The sequence below is a fragment of the Mycobacterium kiyosense genome (assembly GCA_021654635.1).
GTDB lineage: Bacteria > Actinomycetota > Actinomycetes > Mycobacteriales > Mycobacteriaceae > Mycobacterium > Mycobacterium kiyosense.
Genome location: AP025179.1, coordinates 873,888 through 891,295, shown reverse-complemented (window position 1 = coordinate 891,295; position 17,408 = coordinate 873,888). Strand labels below are relative to the sequence as shown.

16 protein-coding genes and 1 pseudogene are annotated in these 17,408 nt (G+C 69.7%); 8 read left to right on the top strand and 9 right to left on the bottom strand.

The window, feature by feature from the left end; translation table 11 throughout:
* The first annotated feature begins 1 nt into the window (after position 1).
* On the top strand, positions 2-886 hold the full coding sequence (locus L6444_RS04235) for a 1,4-dihydroxy-2-naphthoate polyprenyltransferase (protein ID WP_236980898.1): 885 nt from the start codon (positions 2-4) through the stop codon (positions 884-886).
* A 174-nt stretch (positions 887-1,060) separates the two neighbouring features.
* Positions 1,061-2,068 (top strand): beta-ketoacyl-ACP synthase III, encoded by a 1,008-nt coding sequence (gene fabH, locus L6444_RS04230; RefSeq protein WP_236980896.1) that lies wholly within the window; start codon positions 1,061-1,063, stop codon positions 2,066-2,068.
* A 1-nt stretch (position 2,069) separates the two neighbouring features.
* On the opposite strand, the gene L6444_RS04225 is transcribed toward fabH, so the two are convergent.
* Complete coding sequence (locus L6444_RS04225) at positions 2,070-2,405, bottom strand: DUF4229 domain-containing protein (protein ID WP_236980887.1); 336 nt, start codon at positions 2,403-2,405, stop codon at positions 2,070-2,072.
* A 45-nt stretch (positions 2,406-2,450) separates the two neighbouring features.
* Between L6444_RS04225 and L6444_RS04220 the strand changes: the two genes are divergently transcribed.
* Positions 2,451-2,606 (top strand): hypothetical protein, encoded by a 156-nt coding sequence (locus tag L6444_RS04220; RefSeq protein ID WP_236980885.1) that lies wholly within the window; start codon positions 2,451-2,453, stop codon positions 2,604-2,606.
* On the opposite strand, the gene L6444_RS04215 is transcribed toward L6444_RS04220, so the two are convergent.
* From L6444_RS04215 to hemL, 7 genes and pseudogenes are all read right to left on the bottom strand, one after another.
* The gene (locus L6444_RS04215) at positions 2,603-3,946 is read right to left on the bottom strand and encodes a MinD/ParA family ATP-binding protein (protein ID WP_289624942.1); all 1,344 of its coding nucleotides are present in this window, start codon (positions 3,944-3,946) and stop codon (positions 2,603-2,605) included. The two genes, L6444_RS04220 and L6444_RS04215, sit on opposite strands and share 4 nt — an antisense overlap.
* A gap of 37 nt (positions 3,947-3,983) precedes the next feature.
* Positions 3,984-4,952 carry a c-type cytochrome biogenesis protein CcsB gene (gene ccsB, locus L6444_RS04210; protein WP_236980883.1) on the bottom strand — a complete coding sequence of 323 codons (969 nt, stop codon included), beginning with the start codon at positions 4,950-4,952 and terminating at the stop codon, positions 3,984-3,986.
* A 13-nt stretch (positions 4,953-4,965) separates the two neighbouring features.
* Positions 4,966-6,603 carry a cytochrome c biogenesis protein ResB gene (resB, locus tag L6444_RS04205; RefSeq protein ID WP_236980881.1) on the bottom strand — a complete coding sequence of 546 codons (1,638 nt, stop codon included), beginning with the start codon at positions 6,601-6,603 and terminating at the stop codon, positions 4,966-4,968.
* A pseudogene (locus L6444_RS04200) lies at positions 6,600-7,413 on the bottom strand (cytochrome c biogenesis CcdA family protein). The gene resB and the pseudogene L6444_RS04200 overlap by 4 nt, the downstream one beginning before the upstream one ends.
* A complete protein-coding gene (locus tag L6444_RS04195; protein ID WP_236980879.1) occupies positions 7,410-8,015 on the bottom strand; it encodes a TlpA disulfide reductase family protein in 606 nt (201 codons plus the stop codon). The pseudogene L6444_RS04200 and the gene L6444_RS04195 overlap by 4 nt, the downstream one beginning before the upstream one ends.
* Entirely contained in the window at positions 8,012-8,620 is a 609-nt protein-coding gene (locus tag L6444_RS04190; RefSeq protein ID WP_236980877.1) for a histidine phosphatase family protein, read from the bottom strand. Before L6444_RS04190 ends, L6444_RS04195 begins: the two co-directional genes overlap by 4 nt.
* Positions 8,620-9,948 (bottom strand): glutamate-1-semialdehyde 2,1-aminomutase, encoded by a 1,329-nt coding sequence (gene hemL / locus L6444_RS04185; protein WP_236980875.1) that lies wholly within the window; start codon positions 9,946-9,948, stop codon positions 8,620-8,622. The genes L6444_RS04190 and hemL overlap by 1 nt, the downstream gene beginning before the upstream one ends.
* Before the next feature lie 58 nt (positions 9,949-10,006).
* Between hemL and L6444_RS04180 the strand changes: the two genes are divergently transcribed.
* The 3 genes from L6444_RS04180 to L6444_RS04170 are packed head-to-tail and all read left to right on the top strand — an operon-like array spanning position 10,007 to position 12,487.
* The gene (locus tag L6444_RS04180) at positions 10,007-10,399 is read left to right on the top strand and encodes a nitroreductase family deazaflavin-dependent oxidoreductase (RefSeq protein ID WP_236980872.1); all 393 of its coding nucleotides are present in this window, start codon (positions 10,007-10,009) and stop codon (positions 10,397-10,399) included.
* Positions 10,399-11,562, top strand: a complete 1,164-nt coding sequence (locus L6444_RS04175) for an enolase C-terminal domain-like protein (protein ID WP_236983787.1) — start codon at positions 10,399-10,401, stop codon at positions 11,560-11,562. Before L6444_RS04180 ends, L6444_RS04175 begins: the two co-directional genes overlap by 1 nt.
* 7 nt (positions 11,563-11,569) lie before the next feature.
* The gene (locus L6444_RS04170; protein WP_236980864.1) at positions 11,570-12,487 is read left to right on the top strand and encodes a ketopantoate reductase family protein; all 918 of its coding nucleotides are present in this window, start codon (positions 11,570-11,572) and stop codon (positions 12,485-12,487) included.
* Positions 12,488-12,512: 25 nt separating this feature from the next.
* Here the strand turns inward: L6444_RS04170 and L6444_RS04165 are convergent, their stop codons facing one another.
* Positions 12,513-13,871, bottom strand: coding sequence for an amino acid permease (locus L6444_RS04165; protein ID WP_236983785.1), 1,359 nt, complete (start codon positions 13,869-13,871; stop codon positions 12,513-12,515).
* Positions 13,872-14,049: 178 nt separating this feature from the next.
* Here L6444_RS04165 and L6444_RS04160 point away from each other — a divergent pair, with 178 nt between their 5' ends.
* Entirely contained in the window at positions 14,050-14,898 is an 849-nt protein-coding gene (locus tag L6444_RS04160; protein WP_459551932.1) for an alpha/beta hydrolase, read from the top strand.
* A 67-nt stretch (positions 14,899-14,965) separates the two neighbouring features.
* Positions 14,966-17,083: an acyltransferase family protein gene (locus L6444_RS04155; protein ID WP_236983781.1), complete on the top strand. Its 2,118-nt coding sequence runs from the start codon at positions 14,966-14,968 to the stop codon at positions 17,081-17,083.
* Positions 17,084-17,408 lie beyond the last annotated feature (325 nt).

Below are 17,408 nucleotides of genomic sequence, written 5' to 3'. Positions count from 1 at the left end.
GGTGGCCACTTTTGCGCAGTGGGTTTCCGGCGCTCGCCCACGAACGCTGCCGAACGCGGTGGCGCCCGTCGTCGCCGGCACCGGGGCCGCGGCCTGGCTGCACTCCGCGGTGTGGTGGAAAGCGTTGTTGGCGTTGGGTGTGGCGCTGGCGTTCATCGTCGGGGTCAACTACGCCAACGACTACTCCGACGGCATCCGCGGCACCGACGACGAGCGGGCCGGCCCGATGCGCCTGGTCGGGTCGCGGGCGGCCACCCCGCGGGCGGTGCTGACCGCCGCACTGGTGAGCCTGTTCATCGGCTGTGTGGCCGGGCTGGTGCTGGCGCTGGTCAGCGGACCCTGGCTGATCGGCGTCGGCATCGCCTGCGTACTCGGCGCGTGGCTGTACACAGGTGGCTCCAAGCCCTACGGCTACTCCGGGTACGGCGAGGCGGCGGTGTTCGTCTTCTTCGGCCTGACCGCCGTGCTGGGCACCCAGTACGTTCAGGCGTTACGGATCGACTGGGTCGGCGCGGTGCTGGCCGTCGCGATCGGGGCGCTGTCGTCCTCAGTGCTGGTCGCCAACAACCTGCGCGACATTCCCACCGACACCGTGTCCGGCAAGATCACCCTGGCGGTCCGGCTGGGCGATCATCGCACCCGGGTGCTCTACCATTCGCTGCTGGCGCTGACCGGCGTGCTGACGCTGGTCCTGCTGGCCGCGACGCCGTGGTGTGCGGCGGGTCTGGTCGCCACGCCGCTGGCGCTGCGCGCCGACCGGCCGGTGCGATCCGGCCGCGGCGGCCCGGAGCTGATTCCGGTGCTGCGCGACACCGGGCTGGCCATGGTGGTGTGGGCGATTGCGGTGGCTGCGGCGTTGGCGCTGGCCGGAAATGTCGGCAAGTAACTCAGGGGTTGGGGGAAAGACGGACGCACCGAACCGGCGGCCGTTCCGGGGGCGGCGAGCGCGCCGCAGGGGCATCGGTACCGCGCTGCGGTAGGCACCCGACTGCGCGGCCCCGGCCCCGGCGCGCCTAGAGTCGATCAAGCTTGGGGGGTTAGATGACGCGGAAGGACGAGCATGTCGGAAATTGCCTCGGCCAGCGGCCCCCGGAAGATCGGTTTGCTCAGCGTCGGGGCCTACCGCCCCGAACGTGTGGTGACCAACGAAGAGATATGCCGCAACATCGACTCGTCCGACGAGTGGATCTTCTCCAGGACCGGCATCAAGACCCGACGCTTCGCCGCTGACGACGAAACCGCGGCATCGATGGCGGTCGAGGCGAGCCGGGAGGCACTGACCCGGGCCGCGCTCGACCCGACCGAGATCGACGGCGTCATCCTGGCCACCAACACCCACTTCCTGCAGACCCCGGCCGCCGCCCCCGCCGTCGCGGCGGCGCTCGGCGCCAAGGGAGTACCGGGTTTCGACCTCTCGGTGGGGTGCGCGGGCTTCGGCTACGCGCTGGCCGTCGGTGCCGACATGGTGCGCGGCGGCAGCGCGCGCAAGATGCTGGTGATCGGCACCGAGAAACTGTCTCCCACCGTCGACATGTCGGACCGCAGCAACTGCTTCATCTTCGCCGACGGCGCCGCCGCCGTGGTGGTGGGCGAAACGCCCGAGCAAGGAATCGGTCCGACCGTCTGGGGTAGCGACGGCGAGCAGGCCAACGCCATCCGCCAGGACATCAACTGGATCGACTACACGCTGAATCCGACCGGCCCGCGCCCCTTCCTGCGGATGGAAGGCACGGCCGTCTTCCGCTGGGCGGCGTTCGAGATGGGCAAGGTCGGCCGGGAGGCCATGGACGCCGCCGGGGTGCGGCCGGACGAGGTCGATGTCTTCATCCCGCACCAGGCCAACAGCAGAATCAACGAGCTGCTGGCCAAGAACCTGCAGCTGCGCCCGGACACGGTCGTCGCCAACGACATCGAACACACCGGAAACACGTCGGCGGCGTCCATCCCGCTGGCGATGCACGAGCTGCTGGCGACCGGCGCATCCCGGCCCGGTGATCTGGCCCTGCTGATCGGCTACGGGGCGGGTTTGAGCTACGCCGCGCAGGTCGTGCGGATGCCCGCCAACTGAGTCAGTCCTCGTCGGAGCCCGAATCGGCGACCGCGTCGCCACGCAGCCGGGCCCGAAGCTCGTCACGCTCCTTGCGCCGGCGCTCGCCGGTCACTTCGAGCGCGGCGGTGGCCCGCCTGCGCAACGGGCCGAACACCCACATGCCCAGCGGCATCGCAACGACCAGGCCGAGCAGCACGGCGACGGTGACCGGGAAATCGGCCACTCCGAGCAGCCGGGCCACGCCATATATCGCGCCGCTCACCACGGCCGCCAATAGCAGCCTGGCCGCCGCATAGACGACGACGGGGACTATGCCGGGCCCGCCGGTGGTCTGTTCGCTCGCCGCTTCTGACACAACCCGAGCCTACGACGCAGGTATATTCGACCAAGGAGGTGTCGAGTGCTTTTCCTGCTCGTCGTCCTTATTGTGGGGACGCTGATCTTTTTCGGCTTGCGCGCGGCGCGGGCTCAGTCCAGCCCGCCGAAGACACGCGTCATCGGTCCCGACGACGACCCGGAGTTTCTGCGCCGTCTGGGCGACAACAAGCCGCGCTAGACGAAGTTCGGGTTGGCGCGTCGCGGGTCGCCCGGAAATCCCTCGGCCACCGCTGCCGCCAGCTCGGCGAGCGCTTCGCGGGTATCCCGCTTCAGCCGATCGAGGCTGATCTCGGCGCCCTCTTCCAGATGCGGGTCGAACGGCACCACCCGCACCGCGCGGCACCGCCGTGCGAAATGGTCGATGACTTTCTGCATGTCGACCTTGCCCGAGCGGGACCGGATCCCGTTGATCACCGCGATCGAGTTACGTACCAGATCCTCGTGGCCGTGGGCGTCCAGCCAGTCCAGCGTCGCCGAGGCGCTACGCGCACCGTCGATGGATCCCGAAGCGACCACGATCAGCACGTCGGCCTTGTCCAGCACCGCCGACATGGTCGAATGCAGCAGTCCGGTGCCGCAGTCGGTGAGCACCAAGCCGTAGAAACGATCCAGAATTTCCAGGGTGCGGGTGTAGTCGTCGCCGCTGAACGCCTCGGACACCGTCGGATCGCTCTCCGAGGCCACCACCTCCAGCCCGCTCTCGTTCTGCGAGGTGTAGCCGCGCACGTCGCTGTACCGCTCGATCTTGTCGGCGTCGCGCAGCAGGTGGCGCACGGTCGCCGGGGTCTCGAGCGGAATCTTCTGGCTCAGCGTCCCGCGATCGGGATTGGCGTCCACCGCGACCACCCGGTCGCCACGCACCGAGGCGAACATCGAACCCAGCGTGGCGGTGATCGTGGTCTTGCCCACGCCACCCTTCAGCGAAAGGACCGCGATGCGGTAGCTGCCGCGCAGCGGTCGGTTGATCTGGGCGACCAGGTTGTTGTGCCGCGTCGCCCGGGGGCTCTCACCCAGGTTGATCAGTTGACCCGACAGCACGTACAGGGCCCGGCGCCAACCCTCCGATGGCGGTGGCTTGACCGGGCGCAGCAGCACCGTGCTGGACAGCTCCGGGTACGGCGTCTGCGGCAGCGGCTCCGGACGGAACTGGGGGCGTTCGGGCGCCTGCTGGGCGCCTTGGTCGGCCGGTCCCGGGTAGTACGCGCCGTAGGCCGTCGGATCCACCCGGGTGGCCGCCGACACCGGTCCGGTGTTCGGTCCGGCATCCCACTGGGGCCGCTCGGCGGCCACCCCGACCGGTTGGGGCGGCGGCACCATGCTGGCCGAACCCACCGTGCTGTCGGTGGCCCCGGGCACCCGGCGCTCGGTGCGGAATCCGGCGAAAGCCCTGGTGGGCGTCTCACCGACGGCCTCGTGCGGAACGGCCGGTATCTGCATGGTCGGCTGGTCCGGGCTGGCGTCCCCGTCGCCCTGATGGACCCGCGGCGCCCCCACGCCCGGCGTCGGATGCTCTGCCACTGTCGTCAATCCCCCTGTTTTCGGCCCGTGTACTTGGTCAGCCCACTCCCGCGTACGAGTGCAGGCCGACGGTCACCAGGTTAACGAAGAACAGGTTGAAGACCATCGCGACGAACCCCGCGACGTTGATCCAGGCCGCCTTGCGGTCCCGCCAACCCGCCGTTGACCTGGCATGTAAGTAGGCGGCGTACACCACCCATGCGATGAACGACACTGTCTCCTTGGGGTCCCAGCCCCAGTAACGGCCCCAGGCTTCCTCGGCCCAGATGGCGCCGAAGATGACCCCGAACCCGAACACCGGGAAGGCGAAGATGGTGGTCCGGTAGGCGATCCGGTCCAGCGTCTGCGCGTCGGGGAACTTCTGCACCAGCCGGGCCAGGCTCCCGTCGGCCCCGGGCTCCCCGAGCTGCGAGGTCCGCAGCAGGAACAGGATGCTGGCGATGCCGGCGACCATGAACACCCCCGAGCCCAGACTCACCACCGAGACATGGATGGGCAGCCAGTAGGACTGCAGGGCCGGCATCACGGGCGCGGCGTTGGTGTACAGCCAGCGTCCGGACACCGTCAGCAGCACCAGGATCGGCAGCAGCAGGAACACCCACAGCGGCCGATAGCGCGGCCGGCGCAGCACCACCGCGCCGGCGATCAGACCGGACATGCAGGTCAGGTTGATGAATTCGTACATGTTGCCCCAAGGCACCCGCATCGTGGCCAGGCCCCGCAGCACTATGCAGGTCGCCAACAGACCGATGCCCAGGTAGAGCACCGCCAGACCGGCGCGGCCCACCCGCTCGTCGAACGGCCGCGCCACGGTGTCGTCCACCACTCCCGGGGTGGCGCTGTCGCTGCTCACGCCGCCGGCGTAGGCGGGTTCGAGCTTGCGAGTGCGCACGAAGGCCAGCTCACACGCCAATAGCAGCAACGCCACCACCAGCGCCACCACCGCCGAGGTGAATGCCCAGTCGGAGTACCGGGCCAAGCCGATGTTGATGTGCTGGGTGTTCATCTGAGGTCCACTTTCATTTGACATCCACTCTCGGGGCGCCGCTGTCCGCGATCTCGGGTGCTGCCGCCGTGCGGCACCCGGCCAGCAACCTTTCGGTCAGCCGCTCGAACTCGTCACCCCAGCCGGAGTTGTCGGTTCGCGCCAGGCCACCCAGTTCGATGCTGACCGTACCCGGCGGGCCGCCCTCGGGCGTGAGCCGAACCCAAACCCGACGACGCCGGACCAGCAGCGACACCAGCAGCCCGGCCATCATCGTGATCGCGAAGACCAGCACCCAAACCTGGCCCGGGTCGTGCGAGACCTGCAAGTTGACGAACGGGACGGCCCCGTCGAAGCGGACCGTGGTGCCCGCCCCGGGGCCCTGGTCGATGCGGACCTGTTCCCCGACCCGTAGGTTGACCCGCTTCTCCTTGGTCAGCCGGCCCTGTTCGATCAGCCGCGGATCCAAGGTGAACAACGACTGCGGCCGCCCGGTGTCCAGACCGGTGTCACCGCGGTAGACGTCGATCGCCACCGCCGGGTCGTTGAGCGCCGGGAACCGCGACGACAGCAGGGTTCCGTCGAGCTGTTCGGTCGGCGCGAGCAACCCCTGGATCGCGATCTGATGACTGCGCCGCTCGGCGGCGGTGGGATAGCTGCCGGCCGGCGGGTCGATGCGCGCCACTCCCGACGACAGCAGCGTCTGCGGATTGTCCGGTCGCCACTGCACGGTCGAACTGCGGGTCTGGCCGTTGGGGAAGGTCACCGTGAACGTGGGCGCGTAGCCGTGGCCCTGCAGGTAGACGCGGTCGCCGCCGACCCGCAACGGGTGGTTGACCTCCAGCCGGTACGGCCGCCACGTGTTGGTCGTCAGATCGCCGCCGGATTGATAGGCGATATCCGCGGCGAACGAGGTGGCCTGCCCCGACGGCAGGTAGTTCGCCGCAAAGTCGTTGACCCGTACACAGATCGGGTGCAGGGAGGTGCCGTCGACGGTGTTGCCGGCGCGGAACGAGTCGAACGCGGCCGGCGACGCCGAGCAGAATCCCGGACCGCCGTCGGCGATGACGATCACGTTGCCCTCGTAGCCGAACAGCTTGCCGACGGCGACCGCGACCAGCAGACCCAGCAGCGAGAAGTGGAACACCAGGTTGCCGAACTCGCGCAGGTAACCCTTCTCCGCGGAGACCTCGACGGAGTTCTCGTGGTGCCGGATGGCGGTCCGCCAGCCGCGTAACCGGCCGGTCACGGTGGCGGCCAACTCGTCGGGGCTGGCGTCGTGCACCTGAGCTTCGGCGTGCTTGGGCAGCCGGGCCAGGTTGCGCGGCGCGGCCACCGGCTGGGCGCGCAAGCTGCGGGCGTGCTCGACGATCCGCGGGGTCAGGCAGCCCACCAACGACACGAACAGCAGCACGTAGATCGCGGTGAACCAGAAGCTGGAGAAGACGTCGAAGGCCTGCAGCTCGTTGAGCCACGGCCCGATCATCGGGTGGGTATGCACGTACTCTTCGACCTTGCCGGCGTTGAGGCTGCGCTGCGGCAGCAATGCGCCGGGAATCGCGGCCAGGGCCAGCAGGAAGAGCAGCACCAGCGCGGTGCCCATGGAGGTCAGCGACCGCCAGGTGTTGCGCGTCCTTGCGGCGAGCAGACGCAGCAGCTTTCGCGCCGTCATATCGGCAGCCGCACGTCGGACACGAAAGCGTCGCGCAGCCAGGACACGAAGTCGTTCCACACCCCGGTGACCAGGGCGACCCCGACCGCGATCAGCAGCACACCGCCGAACACCTGGATGGCCCGGCTGTGCCGGCGCAGCCAGCCCAGACCGGACACCGCGGTGGCCGACCCGAACGCGAGCAGCACGAACGGAATTCCCAGACCCAGGCAGTACGCGATCACCAGCGCGATCCCGCGGGCCACGCTGGCGCCGTCGGTGGCCGAGGCCACGGTGATCACCCCGGTCAGCGTCGGACCCAGACAAGGGGTCCAGCCCAGGGCGAACACCGCGCCCAGCAGCGGGGCGCCGGCCACCGTCGTCACCTGCCCGGGGGCTGAATCGGGCCTGGCGTTGCAGGGCGGGAATCAAGCCCACGAACACCAGCCCCATCACGATGGTGAGCACACCGCCGACCCGCTGCAGCAGCAGCTGGTTGTCGATCAGCGCGGTGGTCATGCCCAGCACCACGACGGTGCCCAGCACGAACACCGTGGTGAAGCCGGCGACGAACAACAGCGCCGATCCGCCGACCCGCCAGCGGGCCGCGGGTGGGACTTTGACCGCTCGACCGGCTTGGCCGGTTTGGACCGCTTGGCCCGGGACAGGCTGCGGGTCGTCGACGCCGACCACCGCCGCCAGGTAGGAGAGGTAACCCGGCACCAGCGGCACCACGCAGGGTGAGGCGAACGACACCAGCCCGGCCAGCATGCACACGCCGAGAGCCACCACCAGTGGCCCGGCGGCGGCGAGATGCGCGAAGCCGGTCACTGCGGCCCCGGTGGGCCGGCGCTCTCGGCGGCCAGCCGTTGCACCACCGGCTGCAGATCCGAGGCGATCAGCTCCCGCAGGAACACCGCGGCGACGCGGTGCTGGCGGTCCAGCACCAGCGTGGACGGGATCACCGTGGTCGGGTACTTGCCGCCGAACGCAATCAGGGTGCGCATCGGCGGGTCGTAGATCGACGGGAAGGTCACGTGCCGGTCGGTGACGAAATCCTGGGCCGCGTCGCGGTTGCTGTCCCGGACGTCGATGCCCAGGAAGGAAACCCCGGAGCCGCGGGTGGCGTCGTAAACCCGCTGCAACTCCGCGATTTCGGCTCGGCACGGGCCGCACCACTGACCCCACACGTTGATGACGACGACGTTGCCCGTGAAGTCGTCGAGGGAGACCGTGCGGTTGGGGTCGGTGAGGCTGGGCCCGGACACCGGGCCGGGCCGGCCGCGGCTCTGCGGCGGGTCGTAGAAGATGTCGGTCTTGCCACCCGGCGAGACGAATTCGAACGTGCCGCCCTGCGCAACCGCGTCGCGGCCGGTGGAACAGCCGCTCAGCAACACCGCCAGCAGGGTTGCGGCGACCAGCACGCTTCTCACGTGGCCGCCGGTTCGGCGTACTCCACGTCCGCGAGCCGGTCACCCTCGTAGACCAGCGTCGTCACCGACGCCAGTGCACATTGCCGACGGCGCGGGTCGTGCCAGAGCCGGTTACCGCTGACGTGCATACGCAGCGTCCACACCGGGAGCTGGTGGCTGACGCACACCGCCTCGTGGCCGGCGCTGAGCGCCCGCGCCTTGCCGGCCGCGGTGGCCATTCGGGCGGCGATCTCGGCGTACGGCTCGCCCCAGGACGGCCGGAACGGGTTGCGCAGCTGCCACCAGAACCGCGGGTTGCGCCAGGCACCGTCCCCCGGGCCCATGCGCTTGCCCTCGAAGAAGTTCGCCGATTCGATGAGGTCGGGGTCGGTGTCCACGGTCAGGTTGTGCCGGGCGGCGATGGGCGCGGCGGTCTCCTGCGCCCGCTGCAGCGGCGAGGCGATCACCGCGACGATGTCCCGGTCGGCCAGGTAGTCGGCGACCGCGGCGGCCTGGGCGACGCCGGTGTCCGACAGGCGGAAGCCGGGTATCCGGCCGTACAGGATTCCGGTGGGGTTGTGCACCTCGCCGTGGCGCACCACATGGACCCGGGTCGTCTCGGCCATCAGGGTGTGTCCTCCTGCGCCGCGGCCGCCGCTCGGGCCGCGGCCGGTAGCGCATCGGCGATCTGACCGAATGCGGTGTCGTCGAGTGCCGCCGAGACGAACCAGGCCTCGAAGGCGCTGCACGGCGGGTAGACGCCCGCCTCGAGCAGGGAGTGGAAGAACGGAGGGTAGCGCCAGGTCTGGCTGGCGCGCGCGGCGGCGAAATTCGTCACCGGCGTGTCGGTGAAGAATACGCTCAACATGTTTCCTGCTCGCGGAATCTGGTGTGGCACACCGGCTTCGGTGAGAGCTTCGGTGAACAACGTGGCCAGCCGGTCGGCGTTGGCGTCCAGCGCGGTGTACACCGCGCCGTCGGCGGCCCGCAACGTGGCCAGCCCGGCGGCCATGGCTACCGGGTTGCCCGACAGGGTGCCGGCTTGATACACCGGCCCCAGCGGCGCCAGCCGTTCCATCACCTCGACCCGGCCGCCGAACGCCGCGGCCGGCAGCCCGCCGCTCATCACCTTGCCGAAAGTGAACAGGTCGGCATCGACGGGATCGACTCCGTACCAACCACTTCGGCTGACCCGGAAGCCCGTCATCACCTCGTCGAGGATCAGCAGCGCCCCGTGTTCGGCGGTGACCGCGCGCAGTGCGGCGTTGAAGCCGGGCGCCGGCGGCACGACGCCCATGTTGCCGGGGCTGGCCTCGGTGATCACCGCGGCGATCTGCTCGCCGTGCTCGGCGAAGAGCGCTCTGACCGCATCGATGTCGTTGTACGGCAACACGATTGTGTCGGCCGCGGCCGCGCCGGTGACTCCCGGAGACGACGGCAGGCCCAGCGTGGCCACGCCCGAACCGGCGTCGGCCAGCAACGCGTCGGCGTGCCCGTGGTAGCAGCCGGCGAACTTGACGATCTTGGGCCGTCCGGTGAATCCGCGGGCCAGCCGGATCGCGCTCATGGTGGCCTCGGTACCGGAGTTGACGAAGCGCAGCCGTTGCACCGGTGCCACCCGGCCGACGATCTCGCTGGCCAACTCGGTCTCAGCGGGCGTGGGAGCCCCGAAGGACAGCCCGTCGGCGGCGGCCTTGACCACCGCGTCGACGACGGCGGGATGCGCGTGGCCCAGGATCATCGGGCCCCACGAGCAGACCAGGTCGACGTAGCTGTTGCCGTCGGCGTCGGTGAGCCGGCAGCCGTGGGCCCCGGTGATGAACCGTGGGGTGCCGCCCACCGCGCTGAACGCCCGCACCGGGGAGTTCACGCCGCCGGGGATGACAGCGCAGGCGTCCGCGAACAGCTTCGCGGACGCCGCCACCCGTGCGGTCGTTTGGTCGGTACTACCCATGCCGACCAGTGTCCCAGCCGCTGCGGTCGCTTCAACTACAGGGTGTAAGAGTTGGCGTATGCAACTCCCACAATGGCTCGCCCGGTTCAACCGGCACGTCACCAATCCGGTCCAGCGGCTGTGGGCCGGCCGGGCGCCCGGATACGCGATCGTCGAGCACGTCGGACGACGTTCCGGCAAGCCCTATCGGACACCGGTCAACGCTTTCGACACGTTCGTCGACGGGAAGCCCGGCATCGCAATCCTGTTGAGCTACGGCCCGGACCGGGACTGGCTGAAGAATCTCGTCGCCGCGGGCGGCGGGCGGATGACCCGCAAAGGCCGGAATTTCCGCGTCACCGACCCGCGGGTGGTCTCCCGCGCCGAGGCGGCGCAGGTCGTCACCAATGCGCGGCGTGCGTTCGGCAGGATCCCGTTCGAGCAGGCGGTCCTGCTGACCATCGGCGGGTGATGCAACTCACTGCCATCCGCGAGCGGGCGGTCGGGCTGCAGGGCAGCGCGGCCAACGCGGTCGTCGACTTCTCCGGCCACACCGTTTCGCTGGTCGCACTCGTCGCCGTCCGGGATGGCCGGCAGGTGGTGGGCGTCGCTTTCGACTCGATCGGCCGGTTCGCGCAGAGCGGGATCCTGCGGGACCGGATGATTCCGCGGGTGCTGGCCGCGGAACCGGGTTCGCTGCTCGATGACGCGGGCAGGCTCAGCCCAACCGCGGTGCTGGCGTGCGCCCTGCGCAATGAGAAACCCGGCGGCCACGGTGACCGGGCCGCCGCGGCAGCGGCGCTGGAGCTGGCCTGCTGGGACCTGCTCGCCAAACTGGACGACGAGCCTGCCTACGCCACCATCGCGCGCCACTTCGGTACCGAGCCGGCGGCCTCGGTACCCGTCTACGCCGCGGGCGGCTACTACCACCCCGATACCGGCCGCTGCGGCCGGGACGGGCTGCGCGCGGAGATGCGCGGCTACCTGGACCTGGGTTATGACGCGGTCAAGATGAAAATCGGCGGGGCGCCGCTGGCCGAGGATCTGGCCCGGGTCGAGACCGTCGTCGACGTGGTCGGCGAGGCCGCGCGGGTGGCCGTGGACGCCAACGGCCGGTTTTCCCGCGCAGCGGCGACGCAGTGGGCGGCCGCGCTGGCACCCTACGGCTTGCGCTGGTTCGAGGAGCCCGGCGATCCGCTGGATTTCGAGCTGAATCACGCCGTGACCGACTGTTACGACGGCTCGGTGGCCACCGGGGAGAACTTGTTCTCGGTGCCCGACGTGCTCAACCTGGTGCGCTACGGCGGTATGCGCCCGGGGCGCGACGTCTTCCAGATGGACGCCGGGTTGAGCTACGGGCTCGGCGAGTACGCCCGCATGCTGGAGGTGCTCGAGGGGCACGGTTTCGATCGCCGGTTCGCGTTCCCGCACGGCGGGCACCTGATCAACCTGCACATCGCGGCCGGGTTGGGCCTGGGCGGCTGCGAGTCATACCCGGGCGTGTTCCAGCCGTTCGGCGGCTACTCGCCGGGCTGCGAGCTGCGCGACGGCCGGATCACCCCGACGGACGCGCCGGGCTTCGGCCTGGAACAGAAGCCCGGCCTGGCTGAGATCATCGCCGAGTTGACGGGTTAGGAGACTCATGAAGATCGGGATAATCGGCTGTGGCGCAATGGGTTCGGTGTATGCCGCGAGGTTGGCGCTGGCCGGTAACGAGGTGACGGTGGTGGACCGCTACCAGGCCGGAATCGACACCATTGCGCAGCACGGGCTGCGGGTCAGCGGCCCCGGCTACGACGAGACGGTGCGGGTGCGGGCCGGCACCGCGTCGCCCGCCGAAGTAATGGACCTGGTGGTGTTGGCGGTCAAAGCCGCCGACGTGGAAGCCGGTGCGCAGCAGGCACTTTCGATGTTGGGCGACGATACGCCGGTGTTGACCATCCAGAACGGGCTGGGCTCGGCCGACGTCGTCGCCGGGGTCGTCGGCGCGCACCGGGTGGCCGTCGGGATCGCCAGCGGCTTCGGCGCGGCCCGGCTGGCGCCCGGGCATGTGCACCACAATGCCATGCGCGCCATGCGTTTTGGCGCCTACTCTGCGCTACCCTACGAACGGGTCGCGTCGGTTGCCCGGGTGTGGGCCGAGGCCGGTTTCGACGCCGCCGCGGTTACCGACATCGCCGCGATGCAGTGGGAGAAGCTGATCTGCAACGTCGCCTACAGCGCGCCGTGCGCGCTGACCGGCATGACCGTCGGGCAGGTGCTGGACGACCCGGAGATGGGGCCGGTCAGCCGGGCCGCCGCGACCGAGGCGTGGACGGTGGCCCGCGCGTCGGGCATCGCCGTCGACGTCGCGGATCCCGTTGCGCACGTTCGCAATTTCGGTGCGGGAATGCCCGACGCGAAGCCCTCGGCGTTGCTGGACCACGAGGCACACCGGGTCAGCGAGATCGACGTCATCAACGGCGCGGTGCCACGCCAGGGTGCGCGGGTGGGCGTCGAAGCGCCGGTGAACGCGACGCTGACCGCGCTGGTCAAAACGATCGAGCGGGGTTGGAATTAGCCGCACTCAGACGCACGAGCCTGCCCTAATTCGGCTCGGGCTGGCTGCTTTTGCGACTGCGAGGCAGGCAGCGGTACGCCCCGAGCACCACCAACCAGGACAACAGGCTCAGCCACAACTGGGACCGCGCGTCGCGGTCGAACGCCATCTGCACCAGCACCGCAACGATTCCCGCAGCGGTCAACAGCGACAACCCCGGGAAGAACCACATCCTCACCCGCAACCTCTCGCCCGGCGTGTGGCGCCGCAACACGAGCTGCGACAGCGCGATCAGCAGGTAGACGAACAAGATGATGGCGCCCGAGGAGTTCAGCAGAAACAGGAACACCGTGTCGGGCGCCAGCCATGCCATCAACACGCAGCCGAAACCCACCACCGACGACCCGATGATCGCGACGTGCGGCACCCCGCGCCCGCTGATGCGCACCAGTTGCGCCGGCGCCTGGCCCCGGTCGGCGAGCACGAACAGCATCCGCGAGGCGGTGTACAGGCCCGAGTTCAAGCAGGACAGCACGGCGGTGAGCACCACCGCGTTCATCACCTGATCAGCGCCCGGTATGCCCATCTGCTTGAGCGCGGCGACATAGGGCGAAGCGCCCAGTTCGGTTGAATTCCAGGGCAATACCACCACCAGCAAGAACACGGACCCGACGAAGAACACCGCGATCCGCGCCACCACCGAGTTCGTCGCCCGCGCCACCGCGCGTTCGGGGTCCCGGCTTTCGGCGGCGGCGATGGTGACCACCTCGGCGCCCACCATGGAGAAGATCACCACCACGATCGCGGCGAAGACGGCCCCGACGCCGTGCGGAAAGAAGCCGCCGTGCGCCGTCAGGTTGGCAAATCCCCCGCGCCGGCCGGGCAGCCAGCCGAACGCGAACGCTGTGCCCAGACCCAAGAAGAGCACGATGGTCGCGACTTTGATTCCGGCGAACCAGAATTCGAACTCCCCGAACGAGGACACCGAGAACAGGTTTGTCGTCGTCATCAGCAACATCAGGCACAACGACGACAGCCACAGCGGCGCCGGGAACCAGTAGTTGAGCACCTTGCCGCCGGCGACCGCCTCGAAGCCGACCACGATGACCCAGAAGTACCAGTACAGCCAGCCCACCGAGAAACCCGCCCAGCCGCCGAGAGCCGTTGCGGCGTAATCGGCGAACGATCCGGTCGACGGGTTCGCCGCCGCCATCTCGCCGAGCATCCGCATCACCAGGATTATGAGCAAACCGCAGATCGCGTAGGTCAGAAACGCCGCCGGGCCGGTCTTGTGGATCACCACGCCCGACCCGACGAACAAGCCGGCACCGATCACCCCGCCGATTGCGATCATGTTCAGGTGCCGCTGCGACAGTCCTTGGCGCAGTTGCGGTGCGCTGGGCATGGCTAACGACAGCACATCTCGCCACCGATCGCGAGTGGGACACCTGTGCGAATCCGGGCAGTCGGGTCCCCGCACGACGCCCTCCGTGACGGCGAGCAGGCCCGATCATCACGCCGCCGTCACGAGTACCTTCCAATACGGCGTGGCACGGGTGTCAAAACGTTGCGGCGCGGCAGTATTGACGATCGTGGCCGACCTGACCCGCCGCTCGGTGCTGCGCATGGGCGCTGGTGCCGCCGGTGCATTTGCGCTCGGCGCGCTGGTCGATTCGCCCCGGGCCCCGGCCGCGCCGGCCCCGTTCGACCCCCCGACCGCGGGCAAGACGCTGCCCACCAAGCTCACCGGCTCGTTCGTGTCGGCCGCCCGCGGCGGCATCAGGACGAACTGGGTGATCGCGATGCCGCCCGGCCAGACCAAGATGCTGCGGCCGGTGATCGCTTTGCACGGCAAGGACCGCGACGCCAACATGATGCTGGAGTGCGGTGTCGAGGACGCGCTGGCGCAGCTGGTCGCCGAGGGTAAACCGCCGTTCGCCGTAGTCGGCGTCGACGGCGGCTCGGACTGCTACTGGCATCGCCGGGCCAACGGCGAGGACTCCGGCACCATGGTGCTCGAGGAATTGCTGCCGATGCTGACCTCGATGGGCATGGACACCTCCAAAGTCGGCTTCCTGGGCTGGTCCATGGGCGGGTACGGCGCCCTGCTGCTGGGCGCCCGGCTCGGCCCGGCCCGCACGGCGGGGATCTGCGCGGTCAGCCCGGCGCTGTACATGTCCTACCTCGGCAGCGCGCCGGGCGCGTTCGACAGCCTCGACGACTGGAACCGCAACACCGTGTTCGGGCTGCCGGTGCTCAATTCGATCCCCATCCGGATCGACTGCGGCATCGGGGACCGCTTCTTGTTCGCCTCGAGCCAGTTCGCCGGCCACCTGAAGAAGAAGCCGGCCGGCAGCTTCTCCCCCGGTGGCCACGACGTCGACTACTGGCGCGCGCAACTGCCCGCCGAGCTGGCCTGGATGGCGACCTGATCCGTGACGACCAGCACATGACCGCGAGCCGATGACCGAGGCGGACACCACCCGCGCGACCCAGCCCCTGGGACGGCGCATAGCCCGCGCCCCGTTCCGTCCCGACATCGAGGGCCTGCGCGCCATCGCGGTGATCGCCGTCGTCCTCTACCACGCGGGCGTTCCCGGCATCGCCGGCGGCTACATCGGCGTCGACGTTTTCTTCGTGATCTCCGGCTTCCTCATCACCGGGCTGTTGTGGCGCGAGGTCGCGGCCACCGAAACCGTTGCGCTGGGCAGTTTCTACGCCGCCCGCGCCCGCCGCCTGCTGCCGGCCGCGGCCACCGTCGGGGTCATCACCGCGATCTTCGCCGCGATCGTGCTGCCGCCGTTGCAGGCCCGCCGGGTCTTCATCGACGGCATCGCCAGCATGCTCTACGTCGGTAACTATCGCTTCGCCGTGCAGGGCACCGACTACATGGGTTCGGCCGCGCCGTCGCCGTTCCAGCACTACTGGTCGCTGGGTGTCGAGGAACAGTTCTATCTGGTGTGGCCGGCGCTGATCATCGGGACGGCCTGGCTTCTCGGCCGGTTCCGGCGCACCGCGATGTCCGGCGCGACGCCGTACGCGGCGCTGCTGGCCGCCGTCGGGGTGGCGTCGTTGGCGGCTGCGGTGGTGTGGACCCGGATATCGCCGCCGTGGGCGTTCTTCTCGCTGCCCACCCGGGCGTGGGAGCTGGCCGCGGGCGGGCTGGTGGCACTCACGATCCACCAGTGGAAGCGGTTGCCGCTGCTGCCCGCGGCGGTAGCCGGATGGGGTGGGCTGGCACTGATCCTCCTGACCTGCACCCAGCTGGGACCGCATACGCCCTATCCCGGCACCTCGGCGCTGTTGCCGGTGCTGGGCACCGCGCTGGTGATCGGCGCCGGCTCGGTCACCGGTGGCCTGGGGGTGGGACGGCTGCTGTGCCCCCCGGTGATGCGGGCGATCGGGCGGGTGTCGTACTCGTGGTACCTGTGGCACTGGCCGGTGCTGCTGCTGTTGCCGCCGCTGCTGGGTGACCCGGGCGGCCTGCCCGGGCGACTGGCGGCCACGACGGTGTCGGCGGGACTGGCGGTGATCACCATGCACGCGGTGGAGAACCCGGGCCGCTTCGCCGCCGCGCTGCGCGGCTCCGCCAAAGCCAGCCTGGCGGTGGCCGGTGCCGCGAGTGCCGTCGCCGCCTGCGCGTGCGCCGTGTTGCTGACGGCCGTGCCCGCGCCGGTGGGCCACGGTGCCGCCGCGCCGCAGGCCAGGATCGTGGCGTTGCCACCGGCCCCGGATCCGCAGCTCAGTCCGCAGGAAGCCGCAGTCCGGCAGGCGTTCGCGCAGGCCCGCGACCTACTCGCCGCGTCGGCCGGCCTCGGTCCGGTGCCGTCGAACCTGAACCCGTCGCTGTCGGCGGCGCCCGGCGACAAGGCGCCGGTGTTCGTCAACGGCTGCATGCGTTCCTGGCGGGACCTCGGCCAGAGTGAATGCGCGACCGCCGACACCGGCTCCCCCACCCGGGTGACCCTGATCGGCGACTCCCACGCCGCCATGTGGGACCCGGCGCTGCGCCAGGTCGCCGAGCAGCGGCATTGGCGGCTCGAGACGATGGCGAAGGTCACCTGCCCGTTCCTGGACCTGCCGATCGTCAGCCCCTACCTGGGCCGCAAGTACACCGAGTGTGAACAGTGGCGCGGCGAGGTGATGGGACGGGTGGCGGCCGAGCGGCCGAAACTGGTGGTGCTCGGGATGAGCCGGCGCTACCACGCAGACTTCAGCTTCGCCTCCTACGACCGGGCCTGGATCGACAGCCTGGCCCTGGTGGTGACCACGCTGCGCGGCATGGGCTCCAGCGTGCTGGTGCTGGGCCCGGTGGCCGACCCGCAGGCCGCCGCGCCGACGTGCCTGTCGGCTCACCTGGACGACGCCGGGGCGTGCGCGCCGGCGCGGTCGGTCGCGGTCAACGGGGACGGCGTCGCCGCCGAGCAGCGGGCCACCACCGAGGCCGGCGGGCAGTACGCCGACCTGACCGACCTGTTCTGCACCGCGGAGCGCTGCCCGATGATCGTCGGCAACACCCTGGTGTTCCGCGACGACAATCACATCACGACCGAGTATGCGCAGTTGCTGGCACCGGTCATCGGCGCGCTGGCCGACCGGGCCCTGCCGAACGGCTGAAATCGAGTCAATTTCGTGGCGACTTTGTTGCCTAATGAACCACTCGGCGGCGGCGAACGTGGTACTAATAAAAGAGTTTTGGAGGTTTTCAGATGAGTCCGCTGCTGTTGGTTCTGCTTACCGCAGCCACACCTGTCGCCGGACTCGGCCTCGTGCAACTTCAAGCCCGCCTCGAGCGATGGGACTACGAGCGGCACGCAGAAGACTGAGACGCGAAAGATTCTCGACGGCAACCGGTTTGGCTGTCGGGTAGCAGATCTGAACGCAGCAGTTCTTGTCAATCCGCTTGGGGCGGGCGGAAAATCGTCTCGGTGACCATCCGGCG